Origin of the sequence: Aquamicrobium sp. LC103 (genome assembly GCF_001014615.2) — a bacterium.
Classification (GTDB): domain Bacteria; phylum Pseudomonadota; class Alphaproteobacteria; order Rhizobiales; family Rhizobiaceae; genus LBCQ02.
This window is the reverse complement of record NZ_LBCQ02000005.1, coordinates 201,375-219,630: the sequence shown is the minus strand read 5'-3', so window position 1 is coordinate 219,630 and position 18,256 is coordinate 201,375. Positions and strand designations below refer to the sequence as shown.

16 protein-coding genes are annotated in these 18,256 nt (G+C 62.6%); 14 read left to right on the top strand and 2 right to left on the bottom strand.

Annotation, left to right across the window (positions count from 1 at the left end):
* Position 1: 1 nt before the first annotated feature.
* Positions 2-694 (bottom strand): SDR family oxidoreductase, encoded by a 693-nt coding sequence (locus tag XW59_RS11635; protein ID WP_246666077.1) that lies wholly within the window; start codon positions 692-694, stop codon positions 2-4.
* Here XW59_RS11635 and XW59_RS29615 point away from each other — a divergent pair.
* From XW59_RS29615 to XW59_RS11625, 3 genes are all read left to right on the top strand, one after another.
* A complete protein-coding gene (locus tag XW59_RS29615) occupies positions 605-817 on the top strand; it encodes a hypothetical protein (protein ID WP_246666082.1) in 213 nt (70 codons plus the stop codon). The genes XW59_RS11635 and XW59_RS29615 overlap by 90 nt on opposite strands.
* 83 nt (positions 818-900) lie before the next feature.
* Entirely contained in the window at positions 901-1,674 is a 774-nt protein-coding gene (locus XW59_RS11630) for a GntR family transcriptional regulator (protein ID WP_246666066.1), read from the top strand.
* Positions 1,671-2,291, top strand: coding sequence for a glutathione S-transferase (locus XW59_RS11625; RefSeq protein WP_082137533.1), 621 nt, complete (start codon positions 1,671-1,673; stop codon positions 2,289-2,291). Before XW59_RS11630 ends, XW59_RS11625 begins: the two co-directional genes overlap by 4 nt.
* Positions 2,292-2,345: 54 nt before the next feature.
* Here XW59_RS11625 and XW59_RS11620 read toward each other — a convergent pair whose 3' ends face one another.
* Positions 2,346-3,278: a LysR family transcriptional regulator gene (locus tag XW59_RS11620; protein ID WP_170990131.1), complete on the bottom strand. Its 933-nt coding sequence runs from the start codon at positions 3,276-3,278 to the stop codon at positions 2,346-2,348.
* A 130-nt stretch (positions 3,279-3,408) separates the two neighbouring features.
* Between XW59_RS11620 and lhgO the strand changes: the two genes are divergently transcribed.
* The 11 genes from lhgO (at position 3,409) to XW59_RS11565 (ending at position 18,224) form a co-directional block, all read left to right on the top strand.
* Positions 3,409-4,611: an L-2-hydroxyglutarate oxidase gene (gene lhgO, locus XW59_RS11615; RefSeq protein WP_047145146.1), complete on the top strand. Its 1,203-nt coding sequence runs from the start codon at positions 3,409-3,411 to the stop codon at positions 4,609-4,611.
* A 95-nt stretch (positions 4,612-4,706) separates the two neighbouring features.
* Entirely contained in the window at positions 4,707-6,077 is a 1,371-nt protein-coding gene (locus tag XW59_RS11610) for an aspartate aminotransferase family protein (protein ID WP_136068164.1), read from the top strand.
* Positions 6,078-6,092: 15 nt separating this feature from the next.
* Positions 6,093-7,538 carry an aldehyde dehydrogenase family protein gene (locus XW59_RS11605; protein ID WP_047145148.1) on the top strand — a complete coding sequence of 482 codons (1,446 nt, stop codon included), beginning with the start codon at positions 6,093-6,095 and terminating at the stop codon, positions 7,536-7,538.
* Between the two features lie 86 nt (positions 7,539-7,624).
* On the top strand, positions 7,625-9,067 hold the full coding sequence (locus XW59_RS11600; RefSeq protein WP_170990143.1) for an aldehyde dehydrogenase family protein: 1,443 nt from the start codon (positions 7,625-7,627) through the stop codon (positions 9,065-9,067).
* Positions 9,068-9,610: 543 nt separating this feature from the next.
* Positions 9,611-11,131 carry an ABC transporter substrate-binding protein gene (locus tag XW59_RS11595; protein ID WP_246666065.1) on the top strand — a complete coding sequence of 507 codons (1,521 nt, stop codon included), beginning with the start codon at positions 9,611-9,613 and terminating at the stop codon, positions 11,129-11,131.
* Positions 11,132-11,215: 84 nt separating this feature from the next.
* The gene (locus tag XW59_RS11590; RefSeq protein WP_206077703.1) at positions 11,216-12,184 is read left to right on the top strand and encodes an ABC transporter permease; all 969 of its coding nucleotides are present in this window, start codon (positions 11,216-11,218) and stop codon (positions 12,182-12,184) included.
* A 9-nt stretch (positions 12,185-12,193) separates the two neighbouring features.
* Positions 12,194-13,030, top strand: coding sequence for an ABC transporter permease (locus XW59_RS11585; RefSeq protein ID WP_047145151.1), 837 nt, complete (start codon positions 12,194-12,196; stop codon positions 13,028-13,030).
* On the top strand, positions 13,027-14,688 hold the full coding sequence (locus tag XW59_RS11580; RefSeq protein ID WP_047145152.1) for an ABC transporter ATP-binding protein: 1,662 nt from the start codon (positions 13,027-13,029) through the stop codon (positions 14,686-14,688). The genes XW59_RS11585 and XW59_RS11580 overlap by 4 nt, the downstream gene beginning before the upstream one ends.
* Positions 14,688-16,400: a thiamine pyrophosphate-binding protein gene (locus tag XW59_RS11575; protein WP_047145153.1), complete on the top strand. Its 1,713-nt coding sequence runs from the start codon at positions 14,688-14,690 to the stop codon at positions 16,398-16,400. The genes XW59_RS11580 and XW59_RS11575 overlap by 1 nt, the downstream gene beginning before the upstream one ends.
* A 21-nt stretch (positions 16,401-16,421) precedes the next feature.
* A complete protein-coding gene (locus XW59_RS11570; RefSeq protein ID WP_047145154.1) occupies positions 16,422-17,501 on the top strand; it encodes a histone deacetylase family protein in 1,080 nt (359 codons plus the stop codon).
* The gene (locus tag XW59_RS11565; RefSeq protein ID WP_047145155.1) at positions 17,502-18,224 is read left to right on the top strand and encodes a GntR family transcriptional regulator; all 723 of its coding nucleotides are present in this window, start codon (positions 17,502-17,504) and stop codon (positions 18,222-18,224) included. It begins immediately after the preceding gene.
* Positions 18,225-18,256: the final 32 nt, after the last annotated feature.

Below are 18,256 nucleotides of genomic sequence, written 5' to 3'. Positions count from 1 at the left end.
CCTATTGCATCCGGTAGCCGCCATTGACGTCGATCACCGCGCCGGTGAGGTAGGCGGCATCGCTTCCCAACAGGAACGACACCGCGCCGGCCACGTCTTCCGGCGTTCCGATGCGGCCCAGCGGAATGGCGGCGGACACCGCTCCGTCCTGCTCCGGCGGAAGCGACAGGCGCAGCATCGGCGCGTCGATCAGGCCCGGCGCGACGGCGTTGACGGTGATGCCCAGTGGCGCGGCTTCACGCGCGCCTGCCTTGATCAGACCGAGAACCGCGTTCTTGCTGGCGATGTATGCCGCGCTGGAGCGGTATCCCCCGAGTTGGGCAGCCACCGAGGAAAAGCCCACGAAGCGACCGGCGGGGACCGGACGCACCGTCCGGGCGCGCAGATATTCGCGCAATAGCAGGAACGTGCCGGTGCTGTTGACGCGCTGCGTGAGCTCCCAATCTTCGAGCTTGATGTCCGTGATCGGTGGACGCTCGCCATTCGGCGCGAACAGGAGAATACCTGCCGCGGCAATGACGGATGCAATCTCCCCGTCGTCGCCGGCGGCGGCGAAGAGATCCGCCACTGCACCCTCATCGGTCACGTCGAGCCTAGCTGCGCGATGACCGTCGCCTTCCAGGCCTACGACGATCTGCTCGGCGGCCGCGAGATCGAGATCGGCGGCGAGAACACGAAAACCGTCGCGCGCCAGGCGTCGCGTTATGGCCCTGCCAATGCCGCCGGCTGCGCCCGTGACGAGGCACATATCATTCATGAAGTTTCTGCTCCCAATCCAAAACGGCGCGAAAATGAACACAAAACCTGCGCTCTGTAAACCTGATTCGATGGCTATTGCGCTATTTTGGATAAATTCTTAGTATGCACTCAGAAACGCGCCGTCAGCGAAAAGGAGTTTCCGTGGATCAACGATCAGCGAACGATCACGCCGATGCGACGAGTTCGGAGCATGTTCTCGCCATGCTGCGAGAGCACATTCTCGCTGGGAAATTCGCTCCGGGAGAACGGCTGCATCAGGATCGACTTGCGGAGATGCTGGGGGTCTCGCGCACGCCGCTACGCACCGCGCTGGCAACGCTTTCGCAGACGGGTCTCGTCCGCTACGAATCCAATCGCGGATTTCGGGTGCGCGAGTTTTCGATCGCCGAGATGAAGGACGCTTTCCGCATTCGCGGCGAACTGGAGGCGCTGGCATGCCGCATGGCAGCCGCCTCGATCAGTCACGAAGACATCGACAAGCTGCTTCGGCTGGTGGAGGAAGGTGACAGGCTGATCGCCTGCGGCAACCTCCAGGAGGAAGCGCTGACGCCCTACCGCCAGATGAACGTCGATTTCCACACGACGATCCTCAACGCCTCGGGCAGCAGGTGGGTCGCCGATTTCGTGCATCAACTGCACAGTGTCCCCCTGGCCTCCGACCGCATCATCATGTGGGACAGCTACGAGATCATCCACCGCTCGCATGACGACCATCATCGCATCGCAAAGGCGCTTGCCGATCGCGATGCCCAGCGCGCCGGCGGGATCATGTACGAGCACATCGCCTTTGCCGGCGAGCACCTGATCAATCGCCTGAAATCGCATCCGGACGAATTCCTGCGCGTGCCGGTCGACGCGGAAGACAGCGAAGACAGCCGCCGAAAGTCCAAATCCAGAAAAAGGAAAACCACGTGACCGTCCGTCTCTTCCATTCCCCCGCCTCCCCCTTCGTCCGCAAGGTATTGGTCGTCGCGATGGAACGCGGCGTCGAGGATCGCATCGAGCCGCTTCCCTCCGCCGCGGGGCCGGTCAAGCGCGACCAAACGATCGTCGTTCACAACCCTTCGGGAAAAGTCCCGAGCGCCATCCTCGAGGACGGAACCCCGCTCTTCGATTCCCGCGTGATCTGTCTCTATGTCGATTCCCTGCCGGGCGGCGGCGCTTCGCTCTATCCGCAGGACACGCGGCGTTTCACCGTTCTCACGTTGGAAGCGCTCGCCGATTCGATCCTGGATGCCGCGCTGCTCTGCCGTTACGAACGCGTGATGCGCCCCGCCGAACTGCAATGGGACGACTGGTACAATGGGCAGATGGAGAAGATCGATTCCGGCCTGAACGATCTCGAAAACCGCTGGATCGATGCCATCAGCGGCGATTTCCACGCCGGCGCCGTCGCGGTGGCGTGCGCGCTCGGCTATCTCGATTTCCGCTTTGCCGACAAGGATTGGCGCAGCGGCAATCCACGCCTCGCTTCATGGTTTGAGGCCACCTCCCGGCGACCCTCGATGATAAAAACGATGCCGGCGGGTTAAAGGACGCCTTTTTCATGGCCGCAGCGTTTCGCTAAAGCCGGATCGCGCATCGCGTCATTGATCGACGAGCAGCTCGTCGATCAGAATGCCGCGGAATATGGTGCTTCCCAGGCCGAGGGGCCTGGCCTTGCGATGGATGAGATAACACATGTTCGCGGTCCGGCCGCCGCTGATCTGCAATTCCCGAATTGCCCCCCTTTCGACCCAGTACCGGGCGAATTCGATCGGGACCATTCCGAGATAGCGTGAAGACAATATCATGATCATTCGCGACAGGATCGTTGGCGCCACCGCCTTGATCGTCAAGCCGCGGACGAATTCCGAGAACGCCGCCTCCTGCGTGACCTCAGCGGCCACAAAGCCATGCTGGCGCAACTCTTCATAGCTCAGCGTCGCATCGTCGCGGCCGAACAGAGGATGGTCGCGACCGCAGAATATCCCCATCCGCTCGGCGCATACGGAAGTGACGTCGAGCGCATCACTGTGGCGGATCAGTGCGGTGAACCCGAGATCGGCCGATCCTTCCAGGACCGATGCATAGACCTGATCGGGAGAGGTCATGCGGATGTTCAGTTTCAGATCAGGATAACGATCGCTGATGCGCGCGATCGCGCGCGCCAGTGGATCGGCAAACTCGAACACGAAGCTGTCATCGGTCAGCATCGTGATCTCGTCTTCCAGACGCCGCGTCGCCGCGCCGACAAAATCACTGAACCGGCCTATCTCGTTGAGCAGTTGAACAGCCGCCGAATGCACCAGATGCCCCTGCTCCGTGAGCCGGAAACCGGATCGGCCACGCTCGCACAAGCGCAGACCCAGACGCTCTTCCAGGCGCGTAAGGCCGAGGCTGATCGCAGACTTGCCCTTTCCGAGGCGCGCCTGGGCCGCGGTGACGCCTCCGGCGGCGACGATTTCGACGAATTCACGCAAGCGTGCTATGTCGGCGTCCGAGGGGTTGCCACGAAAGGGTTTGAAAGGCTGCGTCAAAATCGGCTCCAGGTCAGCAAGCGCGATAGTTTTCAAATCGTCAAACCGACGTCAAGCACTCTGGTATCGAACTTCTTCGGCGGATTGATTAGCTGAAGGCTTCCAAAATCCTGACGGAAACGAAGACTGCGTGGCAAGATCTGACATCATCGTAATCGGAGCGGGTATCGTTGGCCTTGCCACCACGCACTATCTGAAGCGCGCGCGCCCCGGCATGCGGATCGTGGTGCTCGAAAAGGAAGATGCGCCGGGCAAGCATCAGACGGGCCATAATTCCGGCGTCATCCACGCAGGTATCTACTACGCGCCAGGCAGCCTGAAGTCGCGTCTCTGCAAGGCTGGAGCCGACGCGACGAAGCGCTTCTGCCAGGAGAACGGCATTCCGTTCGACGATTGCGGCAAGCTGATCGTAGCGACCGACGACAGCGAGCTCGCCGCGCTGGACAATCTGCGCCAGAGGGCCGAGACGAATGGCCTCGACATCCGCATGGTCGATGCGGCCGAGATGACCGAGATCGAGCCCAACGTGACCGGGCTACGCGCCATTTTAAGCCCCGCCAGCGGCATCGTCGACTACGGTCAAATCTGCCGCGTGCTTCGCGACCGTCTCTCGGCCGAGGGCGTCGAGTTCCGCTTTGGAACCTCCGTCACGGGATTGCGCGAGACATCTGGTGAAGTGACCGTCGAGACGGACGCGGGCGATATTGCGGGCGCGATGGTCGTCGCGTGCTGCGGCCTGCAGGCCGACCGCATAGCGGAGATGTCGGGGCTGGCCGACGATTTCCGCATCATCCCGTTCCGGGGCGAGTATTTCCGCCTGTCGCAGACGGCAGGCGCGCTGGTGCGGCATCTTATCTATCCGGTTCCCGACCCGTCCCTGCCCTTTCTCGGCGTCCATCTCACCAAGATGATCGGCGGCTACACGACCGTCGGGCCGAACGCGGTCTTCTCCTTCGGCCGCGAAACCTACGAGCGCAACGGCGTCGCCATGGCCGACCTGGCACGCAGCTTGGCATTTCCCGGTTTCTGGAAGCTCATGTCGCGCTCGGTGCGGCCAGGTCTGCACGAATTGCACGGCACGCTGTCGCGCCGCGTCTATCTGGAACGCTGCCGCCGCTACTGCCCGGCGCTGACGCTGGATGACCTGGAGGCTTACCCGCCGGGAATACGCGCGCAGGCCGTGAGCCGCGACGGCAAGATGATCGACGATTTCCTGCTGCGCCAGACGGCCCGCACGATCCATGTCTGCAATGCCCCTTCGCCCGCCGCCACTTCGGCCTTTCCCATCGGAGCGGAAATCGGAGAACAGATCCTGCAGAAGATTTCGAGCTGAACGGCCACCGCCCGGCGCAGGAAGCGCCGTACCCGACACGAACAGCCGGCCATCGACGGACCGGCGAACATGCAAGGTTTCAAACGATGAACGACATGACCAATTTCCACCAGACGGCCGAAGCCCGCGATATCGCCTATCACTTCCACGGCTACACCAATGCCGAGCGGCACATGGAGGTCGGCCCGATGATCATCGAGGACGGCGAGGGCATCTACGTCTTCGACAATGAGGGCCGCCGCTATATCGAGGGCCTGGCCGGTCTGTGGAGCGTCGGTGTCGGCTTCAAGGAACAGCGCCTGATCACGGCATTGACCGAACAGGCGCAGAAGCTGCCCTACTATCACAATTTCGGCCACAAGAGCCACGGCCCGGCCATCGAGCTGGCGGAGCAACTGATTGCGCTCGCACCCGTGCCCATGAGCAAGGTCTTCTATACGAATTCCGGCTCGGAAGCGAACGACACCGTCCTCAAGATGATCTGGTACCGCTCCAACGCGATGGGCAAGCCCGAGAAGAAGAAGGTCATCGCCCGCGAGCGCGGCTATCACGGCGTGACCATCGCTTCCGCCAGCCTGACGGGGCTGCCCAACAATCATCGCTCCTTCGATCTGCCGATCGACCGCATCCTGCATACGCTGTCGCCGCATCACTGGAAGGACGCCAAGCCGGGCGAAACCGAAGAAGCCTTCGCGACGCGCTGCGCCGAGGAACTGGATGCGCTGATCCAGCGCGAAGGTCCCGACACGATCGCGGCGTTTTTCGCCGAGCCGGTTATGGGCGCGGGCGGCGTCGTGACCCCGCCAGCCACCTATTTCGAGAAGATCCAGGCCGTGCTCGCCAGATACGACATCCTGTTCGTGGCCGACGAGGTGATCTGCGGCTTCGGCCGGACCGGGCAGATATTCGGCTCGGTCACCTACGACATCCGGCCCGACATCATGGTCATGTCGAAGCAGATCACGTCGAGCTACGTGCCGTTCTCGGCCATCATGGTCAACGACCGCGTCTTCGGCCCGATCGCCGAGGAAAGCGGCCGCATCGGCACGTTCGGCCACGGCTTCACGGCCGGCGGCCATCCGCTGGGTGCGGCGGTCGCGCTCGAGAACCTGGCGATCATCAAGGAGCGCGATCTCGTCAGCAATGCGCGCAATATCGGCGCACATTTTCGCGGCCGCCTCGAAGAGCTGAAGAGCAGCCCGCTCGTCGGCGAAGTGCGCGGCGTGGGCCTGATCGCGGCGATCGAGCTCGTCAACGACAAGCAGGCCAAGTCCGTCGAGACACCCGGCCAGCTCGGCGGCCTGATGAATGCCGCGATGCAGCGCAACGGTCTGATCTCCCGCAACATGACCGATGCCGTTGCTTTCTGCCCGCCGATGATTATCACACAGGCCCAAGCCGACGACATGTTCGAGATCATCGCGAAGTCGCTGCGCGAGGTCGAGACGGAAATCGGCGTGGCGTGAACCGGATCGACTGACATGACAAGCATGGAAAAATCCAACTACGTCGCCGGCGAATGGGTCGGCAGCGGTGATCTCTCCGAGAACCGCAACCCTTCGGATCTCGACGATCTGGTCGGGCTCTACGCGCGGGCATCCGCGCAGCAGACGCATGACGCGATCGCTGCGGCGAAGTCGGCACTGCCGGCGTGGTCGGCTGCCTCGCCCCAGTCGCGGGCCGAGATCCTCGAGCGGGTCGGCGTCGAACTCCTGGCGCGTCGCGAGGAACTCGGTGCGCTCTTGTCGCGCGAGGAAGGCAAGATCATCTCCGAAGGCATCGGAGAGGTCACGCGCGCCGCGCAGCTTTTCAAGTTCTATGCGCAGGAAGCGCTGCGGGTCGAAGGCCTGGCGATCGCGTCGATCCGTCCCGGCGTGCGCGTCGAGGTCCGCAACGAGCCCGTGGGCGTCGTCGGCCTCATCACGCCATGGAACTTTCCCATCGCCATACCGGCCTGGAAGATCGCGCCGGCGCTGGCATTCGGCAACACGGTCGTATTCAAGCCGGCCGACCTCACTCCGGCATGTGGATGGGCCCTGGCGGAAATCCTGTCGCGTTCAGGCCTGCCTGCGGGTGTCTTCAATCTCGTCATGGGTCGGGGCAGCGTGGTGGGCGACATCATCGCCAGATCGTCCGATGTGAACGCGGTGTCCTTCACCGGTTCGGAAGCGACGGGGCGCGGCATCCGCACCCTCGTGGCGGAGCGCGGCGGCAAGATCCAGCAGGAAATGGGCGGCAAAAGCCCGCTCGTCGTTCTGGACGATGCAAATCTGGAAAACGCCGTCGACTGCGCCATTGGCGGATCGGTCATCTCCACGGGGCAGCGCTGCACCTCCAACACCCGCATCATCGCCACTCCCGGCATTTACGATGCGCTCGTCGAGGGCATGGCCGCCCGCGCGCGCAAGCTCGTCGTGGGCAATGCGCTCGATCCGGCAAGCCAGATCGGCCCGGTGGTGGACGAGCGCCAGTTGAGCGTCAATCTGCGCTATATCGGGATCGCCGATGGTGAAGGCGCCCGGCGACTTTGCGGCGGCGATGTCCTGGATCGCCCGCAGCGCGGCTTTTATCTCTCTCCGGCGGTCTATGCGGACTGCACCAATGACATGGTCCATGTACGTGAGGAAATCTTCGGGCCGGTCGTCAGCGTCCTGAAGGCGGCGGACTATGAGGAGGCGCTGGCAATCGCAAACGATTCCGATCTTGGCCTTTCGTCGGGAATCTGCACCACCTCGCTGAAACATGCGGAGGATTTCAAGACCCGTTCCACTTCCGGCATGGTCTTCGTCAACCTTCCGACGGCGGGCGTGGACTATCATGTTCCATTCGGTGGCCGCAAAGCTTCGAGCTATGGTCCTCGCGAACAGGGGCGTGCGGCGCGCGAGTTCTTCACCACGTCGAAAACCGCGTATACAAATCCCCTTTGAGAGAGCTCAACGCTGCATGCAGCTTCGGAAACTCCAGACCACGCGCCGCATCTTCCGCGGCGAAAAGAGAGGATATGATGGTTGAACTGACGGACAAGCGGAAATTCTACATCAACGGCGAATGGGTGGCGCCTTCCAGGCCGAACGATCTGGAGGTCGTCGACCCGTCGACCGAGGAAGCGGTCGCCGTCATCAGCCTCGGCGATCAGGCGGACACCGATCGCGCCGTCGCAGCGGCGAAGGCCGCGTTCCCCGCCTGGTCGCGGACACCGCCGGCGGAGCGCCTCGCCTATGTCGAGAAAATCCTCGACATCTACAAGCGTCGCGCGAAGGAAATGGCCGCGGCCATGACCTCGGAAATGGGCGCGCCCAGCGACATGTCGCTGTCTTCCCAGGTGGGAGCGGGCATATACCACATCGAGAACTTCATCACCGCCTTCAAGAATTTCGAGTTCGTCCGGCCGCTCGGCGATCACGCCCCGACCACGATGATGGCCTGGGAGCCGGTCGGCGTGGTCGGCCTGATCACGCCATGGAACTGGCCGATGAACCAGGTCACGCTCAAGGTCATCCCGGCGTTGCTCGCAGGCGACACGGCCATTCTGAAGCCATCAGAAATCGCGCCCCTGTCCTCGATGCTCTTTGCCGAGATCGTTCATGAGGCCGGGCTGCCGAAAGGTGTCTTCAACCTCGTCAATGGTGACGGAGCAGGCGTCGGCACGCAACTTTCGACACATTCGGACGTGGACATGATCTCCTTCACCGGTTCGACCCGGGCAGGCATCGCGATCACCAAGGCTGCAGCGGACTCGCTGAAGAAAGTCGCGCTGGAACTCGGCGGCAAGGGCGCCAATCTGGTCTTCGCCGATGCCGACCACAAGGCGGTCGAGCGCGGCGCGCGCCACTGCTTCAACAACAGCGGTCAGTCGTGCAACGCCCCGACGCGCATGCTCGTCGAGCGTTCGATCTATGACCAGGCGGTCGAAGCCGCGGCAAAGGTGGCGAAGGAAACCGCGGTGGCGTCCGCCCATCAGGCCGGCAGGCATATCGGCCCGGTCGTCAGCAAGCTGCAATGGGACAAGATCCAGGGTCTGATCCAGCAGGGCATCAGCGAGGGCGCGCGACTGGTCGCCGGCGGTCCCGGCCTGCCCGAGGGGGTCAACCGCGGCTATTTCGTGCGCCCCACGGTCTTCGCGGACGTCAACAACGAGATGACGATCGCCCGTCAGGAAATCTTCGGGCCGGTTCTGTCGCTCATCCCCTTCGACAGCGAGGAGGAGGCGGTCGAGATCGCCAACGACACGATCTATGGGCTGACGAACTACGTCCAGTCGCAGGACGGTGAAAGGCGCAATCGCCTTGCCCGCCGGCTGCGCGCCGGAATGATCGAAATGAACGGTGAAGGACTTGGCGCAGGCTCGGCTTTCGGCGGCGTCAAGGCCTCGGGCCGCGCGCGCGAAGGCGGCGTGACGGGATTGGAGGAATTCATGGATTCCAAGCAGATCTCGGCCTGGAGCGCCAAGGCGTAATCTTTCTTTCCAAGCGATCCTCTCTACCCTCGGGCGGCCGACGCACAGGCAACGGCCGCCCGAAGCTTATCCATCGCGCGGCACGTCAGTGCGCGCCGCGCTCGATCACGACGATGCTCCGGTCGACCCGTCGCTCGTCGAGACGGAATCGGGAAACGTCCCGACATCCGCGAAATCATCACAAGCCGAATTCCCATACGTTTGTTCAGGCCGCGCCTGCGACGCGGCGGCGATGGTTTTTGCCCTCGGTAATGATGCATCTAATTTGATCAGATTCCTGCCTGCCGGCACTAAAGGCATGACCGACTTACTGAGCTCTCGTATTTAGCTATTATATTTCAAATTGTTATCAAAAATCAGAACTTTCTGTTGACAGATTTTTAAGATGCATCTTAATGTAACAAGAAAACAAAAATCTAACTGACCGATCTGACAAGGCAGCGCACAGGCGCGCTCTGAATGGGAGAAATCAATATGCTGAGAACCTTGGTCCGTCTGGCGACGGCCGCTATTTTGGCGTGCGCGCCCGTTGCCGGACCGGCAATGGCTCAGGACGCCCCTGCTGCGGAAGTTACACCGGGCGGCGCGCTGAACATGATCGTGCAGCCGGAGCCGCCGATGCTCATCGTCGGCCTGAACACGCAAGGACCGACACTCTATGTCGCGGGCCAGATCTATCAGAGCCTGCTGACCTATGATGCCAGCCTGAACCCCCTGCCGCAGCTTGCGAAAAGTTGGGAAGTCTCCGAAGACGGCCTGACCTACACCTTCTCGCTGCAGGAAGGCGTGAAATGGCACGACGGCGAGCCATTCACCTCTGCGGACGTGGTCTTCGCCGCCACGGAGTTCCTGGTCGATGCCCATCCGCGCTGGCGGCTGATCGCGGAAGCCTATGTCGAGAGCGTCACCGCGCCGGACGACCTGACGGTCGTCTTCAAGATGAAGAAGCCGTTCTCCGCATTTCTCTACGGCTTCGAGCTGAGCTCGTTCCCGATCATGCCGAAGCACATCTATCAGGGCACCGATTACCGGACCAATCCGGCCAACAGCACGCCGATCGGCACCGGACCGTTCAAATTCAAGGAATGGCAGCGCGGCAGCTTCATCCACCTCGTGCGCAACGAGGATTACTGGAAGGACGGCAAACCCTATCTGGACGAACTCTACTTCCGCGTCATTCCGGATGCCGCCTCGCGCAGCATCGCATTCGAGCAGGGAACCGTTGACGTTCTGCGCGGCGGCGACGTCGAAGGTTTCGCCATTCGCACGCTGACGGCCCTGCCGGGCGTCGAGAGCACCACCGCGGGCTGGGAGTATTTCTCGCCGCAGATGTTCATCCAGCCGAACCTTCGCCTCGAAGTGTTTGCCGACAGGAACATCCGCAAGGCAATGTACCACGCCCTGGACCGGGACTTCATCGTGAACGCGATCTTCTTCGGCCAGGGTAAGGCCGCCAGGGGACCCTTCTCCGCGACGACCATGTTCCACGATCCCGATCTTCAGCAATATCCGTTCGACATGGATCTGGCGAAGAAGCTGGTGGCGGAATCCGGCATCGACCTCAGCAAGCACCCCATTCGGCTGATGGGCCTGCCCTATGGTTCGACCTGGGACCGGTTGGCTGAATATGTAAAGCAGCAGCTCGAGGAGCTCGGTTTCGTCGTCACCATCCAGGCGGTCGACGCCGGCGGATGGCTCCAGAATATCGGCAGCTTCAACTTCGACCTCGCCTTCAACTTCCTTTACCAGTTCGGCCACCCGGCTCAGGGCGTTTCGCGCAACTACTACAGCGACAACATCGTCCAGGGAACGCATGCCGGCAACAACCAGGCCTACGCCAATCCGGAAGTCGACGCGCTGTTCACCAAGGCGGCCGACGCCGTGAACCAGGAAGATGCCGCAGCAGCCTATACCCAGGTGCAGGAGATCCTTGCCGAGGACGTGCCGCTCTTGTGGACGTTCGACATGCAGAACACCACGATCTATCGGGACAAGGTGAAGAATCTCGTGCGCACGGCCATCGGTCTCAACGAGCCGATGGACGACGTCTGGATCGCCAAATAACTCGCAAGCCGGTCATCCCGGAAGGCTCGTCCTTCCGGGATGACGCATTTCTTGAACCGTCGAGCAGAAACGGGGCCGCAACGCATGCTATCCTTCACCTTGCAACGGATCGGCAAGGCAGTCGTGGTGATCATCGGCGTGATCATCCTGAACTTCCTGCTGATCAAACTTGCGCCCGGGGATCCGGCGGCCATTCTTGCCGGTGAGGCGGGCTCCGGGGATCCGCAGTATCTGGAAAATCTCCGCGCGCAATTCGGCCTCGATCGCCCAGTTCCCGTGCAGCTTTGGAATTATCTCTCCGGCGTCCTGACCGGCGACCTCGGATTTTCCTATCGCAATCAGGTGCCCGTTCTCAGCCTCATTCTTGAACGTCTGCCCGCGACCCTGCTTCTGACCGGCGCGGCATTCGCGTTCTCGCTTGCGACGGGCGTTCTGTTCGGCGTGATGGCCGCCCGCTACCGTGGCAGCGCGCTCGACAGCATCATCACCACGCTTGCGCTGGTGTTCTATGCAACTCCGCTTTTCTGGATTGCATTGATGTCCGTCCTGCTGTTCTCGATCAATCTCGGCTGGCTGCCGCCCTTCGACATGGAAACCATCGGGGCAGGCTATACCGGTTGGCGGCGCGCGCTCGACATCGCTCATCATCTCATCCTTCCAGCGGTCACGCTGGGCCTGTTCTACACGGCCGTCTATACGCGTCTGACCCGCGCCTCGATGCTGGAGGTGATGGGGCTCGATTTCGTCAAGACCGCCCGGGCGAAAGGCGTCCCGAACAAGCGCATCATCCGGCGGCACGTGCTGCGTAATGCCGTGTTGCCGGTCTTCACCTTCGCCAGCATGCAGGCCGGCCAGCTCGTGGGCGGCGCGATCCTCACGGAGACGGTCTTCGCGTGGCCCGGCATCGGGCGACTGATGTTCGACGCGTTGATGCAGCGCGACTATCCCGTGCTCCTCGGTGTCTTTCTCGTCACCGCGATCGTCGTCGTCATCGTCAATTTCATCGCCGATTTGCTCTACCGCATCGTCGATCCTCGTATCGGCATCGCCTGAGGTCGAATCATGCAGAATTTGAAACGCTTCTCGCAGAACTACGGCGCCGTGCTGGGCCTCGTCATTCTCGGCCTGATTATCGCAATGGCGCTGGCGGCACCGCTTCTTTTCCCCGGCAATCCGTGGCGCACGGTCGCCATGCCGCTCCTGCGTCCGATGGAAAACCCCGACTTCCTGCTCGGCACGGACATGCTCGGCCGGGATATCGCGGCCGGTATCGCCCACGGCGCGAAGGTGTCGCTGCTGATCGGCGTCGTCTCGACACTCGTCGCCGTTCTCATCGGCGTCAGCATCGGCGCGCTCGCCGGCTTCTACGGAGGCCGCGTCGACGATCTGCTGATGCGGTTCACCGAGTTCTTCCAGATCATTCCGGCCTTCGCCATGGCCGTCGTTCTGGTCGCCATCTTCAGCCCCAACATCGTGTCGATCACGCTCGCCATCGCCGTCGTCTCGTGGCCCGGCGTGGCTCGTCTGGTGCGGGCTGAATTCCTAAGCCTTCGCGAGCGCGAGTTCGTCCAGGCCGCCATCGTCATCGGCCAGAGCGGTCCGCGCATCATCATGACCCAGGTGCTACCCAACGCGATCTCGCCGATCATCGTCACCGCGTCGCTCATGGTGGCGACCGCTATCCTGACCGAAAGCGCCCTCTCCTTCCTCGGCCTCGGCGACCGCAACATGATGAGCTGGGGATTCATGATCGGCGCGGCGCGCACCATGCTGCGCGAGGCATGGTGGATGAGTTTCTTTCCCGGCCTGGCGATCCTGCTCGCGGTGCTGGCCATCAACTTGATCGGCGAAGGCATCAACGACCTGATGAACCCCCATCTGCGCGGGAGGAAGAAATGAGCTCTGCCGAAGCGCCGCTGCTCAGCGTGAAGGGGCTTTCGATTCCCCTGCCGCCCGGCTTCGATCGCGATTATGCCATCAAGGACATCACATACGATCTGGACGCAGGCGAAATCCTGTGCGTCGTTGGCGAGTCCGGTTCGGGAAAGTCCATGACCGCCAATGCGCTGATGGGATTGTTGCCGAGCTATCTCAAGCCTTCTGACGGCTCCATAGAATATAAGGGACGTGATCTTCTCTCGCGTTCGGAAGAGGAACTGCGCGAACTGCGCGGCCGCGAAATAGCGATGGTCTTCCAGGAGCCGCTCTCGGCGCTGAACCCGCTGATGACGGTCGGCGACCAGATCGACGAGGTGATGCTCGTCCACGGCGAGACCGATCGGTCGGTACGCGCGCGGCGGGTCATGGATCTTCTGGATTACGTCGGGCTGCCAGACCCGAAAACGCTGAAGGATTCCTACCCGTTTCGCCTGTCGGGCGGCCAGCGCCAGCGCGTGGTGATCGCCATGGCGCTGGCGCTCGAGCCCTCGGTCCTGATCGCGGACGAGCCGACGACCGCGCTGGACGTGACCACCCAGGCGCAGATCCTCGACCTCATCAAACGCATCCAGCAAGCCAAGGGAATGGGCGTCATCTTCGTCACCCATGATTTCGGCGTCGTGGCCGACATAGCCGACCGCGTGGTGGTGATGGAAAAGGGGCTGGTGGTCGAGACAGGACCAGCGGAACAGGTGCTGAACGCCCCTCGACACCCCTACACCCGACGCCTTATCAAGGCCGTTCCGCATCGCCGGGCCGAAGATGGCGCCGACGCGTCGAGCCCCGCCGCTGACGACGTGCTGCTCGAGGTCCGCAACCTCAACAAGACCTATCGCAGCGGCGGCGGGCTTTTCGCCAAGCCCCGGATCGTGCCGGCCGTTCAAAAGATCAGCCTCACGCTTCGCCAGGGCCAGACGCTCGGCATCGTCGGCGAATCCGGTTCCGGAAAATCGACGCTCGGACGCGTGATCATAAAGCTGACGCCGAGCGATGGCGGTCAGATTCTCTATAACGGCAAGGACATCGCGCCGCTCTCACCGGCAGCGTTTCGTCCGATGCGGCAGAAGATCCAGATGATTTTTCAGGATCCGTTCGCCTCCCTCAATCCGCGACAGACCGTCGGACGCATTCTCGTCGACGGCCCGCTGGCGAACGGTGTCAGCCGAGCGGCCGCCCAGCGCAGAGCCGAAGAATTGCTGGCACGCGTCGGCCTCGATGCGTCCGCCTACAAGCGCTATCCGCATGAATTTTCGGGCGGCCAGCGCCAGCGTATCGGCATCGCCCGAGCCCTCATGCTCGATCCGGAGGTGCTGATCGCGGACGAAAGCGTTTCCGCGCTGGACGTTTCGGTTCAGGAGCAGGTCCTGAAACTCCTGAAGGAAATTCAGGATCAGTTGAAACTAGGGATGATCTTCATCACCCACGATCTGCGGGTTGCCGCGCAGATCTGCGACAGCGTCGCCGTCATGCGTCGCGGCGAGATAGTCGAGATGGGGCCTCCCTCGCAAATCTTCGACGCACCACAACACGAATATACCCAGCGCCTCATCGCGGCCATTCCCGGCAAGGGATGGGACCCGCAGGAGGCCGCTCAAGGGTCTTACGAGGAAACAGTATGATGCCTGCAACCGATGCTTCCCCCGTCGAAACACAGGGGGGCGAGCTTCTCGTCAGACAGCTCGAACTGCACGGCGTGAACACCGTCTTCATGGTTCCGGGCGAAAGCTTTCTGCCCTGCATCGACGCGCTCGGCGAGCGGAAGGAAACGATCCGCACGGTTCCCTGCCGGCAGGAAGGCGGCGCGGCTTACGCCGCCGAAGCCTATGGCAAGCTGACCGGCAAGCCCGGTATATGCTTCGTCACGCGCGGACCCGGCGCCACCAATGCCTCGATCGGCCTGCACGTCGCCCGCCAGGACGGCACGCCCATGATCCTTTTCGTCGGGCAGATCGGATCGGACACGACCGAGCGCGCATGTTTTCAGGAGATCGACTACCGCCAGATGTTCGGTCCGGTGGCGAAATGGGTCGCACAGATCGACCGCACGGACCGCATTCCCGAATTCGTGGCTCGGGCCTTCGCCGAAAGCCGGAGCGGGCGACCGGGCCCGGTCGTTCTCGTCCTGCCGGAAGACACGCTGTGGGGTCGCGCGGCGGTCGCCGACGTGGCACCCTTCGAACGCGCGCATCCGCGCCCCACGCAACGGGAACTCGACAGGCTGGTCAGCCTGCTCGACGAAGCCCGACGGCCATTCGTCATCGCCGGCGGCACCGGCTGGACCGATGAGGCGCGGGCCAACCTGGCAGCATTCGCGGAACGCTTCGACCTGCCGGTCGGCGTTTCATGGCGACGTCAGGAAGTTTTCGACAATCGTCACCCGAATTTTGCCGGCCATGTCGGCTATGGCACGGACAGGGCGCTGGCCGCGCGCATCGCGGAAGCCGACCTTCTGATCTCGGTCTGCTCGCGCCTCGACGAGCCGACGACCGAAGGCTACAAGCTGGTCGAAAGTCCCCTGCCTCGCCAGAAACTGGTGCACATTCATCCCGATGGCGACGAGCTGGGCCGCGTCTACAGGCCCACGCTGGCGATCAACGCCGATCCGGTCGGAATCGGCGCCGCACTGGCGGAATTGCAGCCGGCAGGAGCGCTCAACTGGTCCGGGCTGGCGAAATCCGCCAATGACGACTACCAGCGATCGCGCATCGCTCCCGAAACCGACGCGGTTTTCGATCTCTCGCAGGCGTGCCTGCACATGGCCGAGGTCCTGCCGCAGGATGCGTTCGTTTCGGTCGGCGCCGGCAATTACGCGCTGTTTCCTCATCGCTTCCTGCAGTTTTCGCATCTGGGCACGCAGGCATCGCCGATCTGCGGTTCGATGGGCTATGGCCTGCCGGCCGCCATCGCCGCCAAGCTCGCGTTCCCGGAACGTGAATCCATCACCTTTGCCGGCGACGGCTGTTTTCAGATGACCTTGCAGGAAATCGGCACCGCGATGCAGCATCGTCTGGGGATCGTCATCCTGGTGTGCAACAACGGCGCCTGGGGCACGATCCGCGCGCATCAGGAACGCGAATATCCCGCGCGATCCTTCGCGCTCGACCTCGAGAATCCGGATTTCGCCGCCCTTGCGCGCAGCTACGGCGCTTCGGGAGAGACCGTCGAAAAGACGGAGGATTTCGCCGCCGCGTTCGCTCGCGCCCGCGACTTCGCAAAGAACAATGGTCGCCCGGCCCTCGTCGAATTGCGCTACGACGTGGAATATATCACCCCTGATACACGCCTGAGCGGCATCACCGCCGCCGCCCAGGCAAAAAATGCGGCAAACTGACGGACTATCGAGGACACCGACATGCGCGCCTTCTACCATCCCGACCAGGCTCTTCATTCGCCCAAGCAGTTCATGCGGTTCGGCCGGCTTGCGGACCCGACCGACATACCGGCCCGCACCGAAAGGCTGCTGGATGCACTGGCAAACCTCGGGATCGAAGTGGAAACGCCGCCGGACTATGGTCGCGGGCCCGCGGCCGCCGTCCATCCGGCGCACTATCTCGACTATCTCGAAACCGCTTATCCGCGCTGGCTCGAACTGCCCGATCATGGACCGGAAGTGCTGCCCAACACCTTTCCTTACTGGAACGGCGACCCGGCCAAGGACGCGCGTCCGCCCTGCCCTACCGACCAGCTTCTCGCGCAAACGGGCTATTATCTCGGCGACCTGGCAGTTCCGATCAGCGAATTCACCTATCGCTCCGCCCTGCGCTCCACGCATACGGCAACGGCGGCCGCCGACGCCGTGATGGAAGGCGAGACGCTTGCCTACGCACTTTGCCGGCCTTCAGGGCATCATTGCCGCGCCGACAGGGCGACCGGCTTTTGCTATATGAACAACGCCGCCATCGCCGCGCAGCGTCTGCGGACGAATTTCGGCAAGGTTGCCGTTCTGGACATCGATGCCCATCACGGTGACGGCACGCAGGAATTCTTCTATCGCCGCAAGGACGTGATGACGGTCTCGGTCCATGTGGATACCGATTACTACAACCCGTTCTTCACCGGCCGGCCACACGAAACCGGCCACGGCGAGGGAGAAGGCTACAACCTCAATATCCCCCTCGCGCCACACAGCGGCAACGACACTTTCCTGGCTGGCGTTCAGGCCGGGGCGGAAGCGATCAAGGCCTATGGCGCCGAAGTCCTCGTGCTTGCACTCGGTTACGACACCCATGTCGACGACCCGCTGAGCCTCGTCGAAGTCACCACCGATGCCTTCCGGAAAGCCGGCGAGATAGTCGGCTCCCTTGATATTCCCGTCGTGGTTGTCCAAGAAGGAGGTTATCAGATTTCGGTTATCGGCGACTGCCTCGAAGAATTCCTGCGCGGCACCAGCGAACTGGTCAGGGAACGGCTCCGGCTTCAGGAGAAAAGATAATTGGTTAGACCAAGCTTAGACAAAACTGGTCTTGCAGTTGAAGTCTATGACCGACTTGCGAATGCGCTGATATCAGGAGAACTGCCTCCTGGTACACGCCTCAAGATCCGTGATCTGGCCGATCAGATGGGTGTCAGCGTGACCCCGGTGCGAGATGCCGTCCTGCGCCTGGTCAACAACGGAGGGCTTCTGTTCCAGAGTCCGCGTGACATTCGCGTGCCGCTTCTGGAGCGCTCCCGCTACATAGAAATCCGTGCCATCCGCCTCGAACTCGAAGGGCTGGCCGCCGAGCGCGCGGCTCAATTCGCCACCACGCAAGACATTCTTCTGCTCGAAGGCCTTTTGCGCGACAACGAAACCGCGCTCGCCGCGGGCGATCACCTGCAGGGCCTTCGGATGAACCAGAGGTTTCACTTCGCCCTGCCGGAGATTGGCGGCATGATGATCCTCCGCGGTTTGCTGGAGAACCTGTGGCTGCAGATGGGGCCGCTGATCTCCTCGGGCTATCGGGACGGCGGCAGGGTCATGATCGAACACCACTATTCGGTCGTCGAGGCCATTCGCAATGCCAACGGTCCAGCCGCGCGCGCCGCGATCCGCGAGGATATTCTGGCTGGCGGCGAGGTCCTGCTTCTTCGCGGCGCCCTTGCCAGCGCTTCAAACGGCAATCACAGCGGCGGCGGGACCGGCAAGGGATCCGTCGCGGGTTTTTCTACACGCTGACTACCGCTCTCTCGGCCTGTTCGTCGGCTGAG

Excerpts from the sequence above, each read along its gene's own strand:
- XW59_RS29615 (WP_246666082.1), top strand. The coding sequence starts at position 605 with ATGACCGTCGCCTTCCAGGCCTACGACGATCTGCTCGGCGGCCGCGAG.
- XW59_RS11610 (WP_136068164.1), top strand. The coding sequence starts at position 4,707 with ATGACCAATTTCCACCAGACGGCCGAAGCCCGCGATATCGCCTATCAC.
- XW59_RS11605 (WP_047145148.1), top strand. The coding sequence starts at position 6,093 with ATGACAAGCATGGAAAAATCCAACTACGTCGCCGGCGAATGGGTCGGC.
- XW59_RS11595 (WP_246666065.1), top strand. The coding sequence starts at position 9,611 with ATGGCTCAGGACGCCCCTGCTGCGGAAGTTACACCGGGCGGCGCGCTG.
- XW59_RS11590 (WP_206077703.1), top strand. The coding sequence starts at position 11,216 with ATGCTATCCTTCACCTTGCAACGGATCGGCAAGGCAGTCGTGGTGATC.
- XW59_RS11585 (WP_047145151.1), top strand. The coding sequence starts at position 12,194 with ATGCAGAATTTGAAACGCTTCTCGCAGAACTACGGCGCCGTGCTGGGC.
- XW59_RS11580 (WP_047145152.1), top strand. The coding sequence starts at position 13,027 with ATGAGCTCTGCCGAAGCGCCGCTGCTCAGCGTGAAGGGGCTTTCGATT.
- XW59_RS11575 (WP_047145153.1), top strand. The coding sequence starts at position 14,688 with ATGCCTGCAACCGATGCTTCCCCCGTCGAAACACAGGGGGGCGAGCTT.
- XW59_RS11570 (WP_047145154.1), top strand. The coding sequence starts at position 16,422 with ATGCGCGCCTTCTACCATCCCGACCAGGCTCTTCATTCGCCCAAGCAG.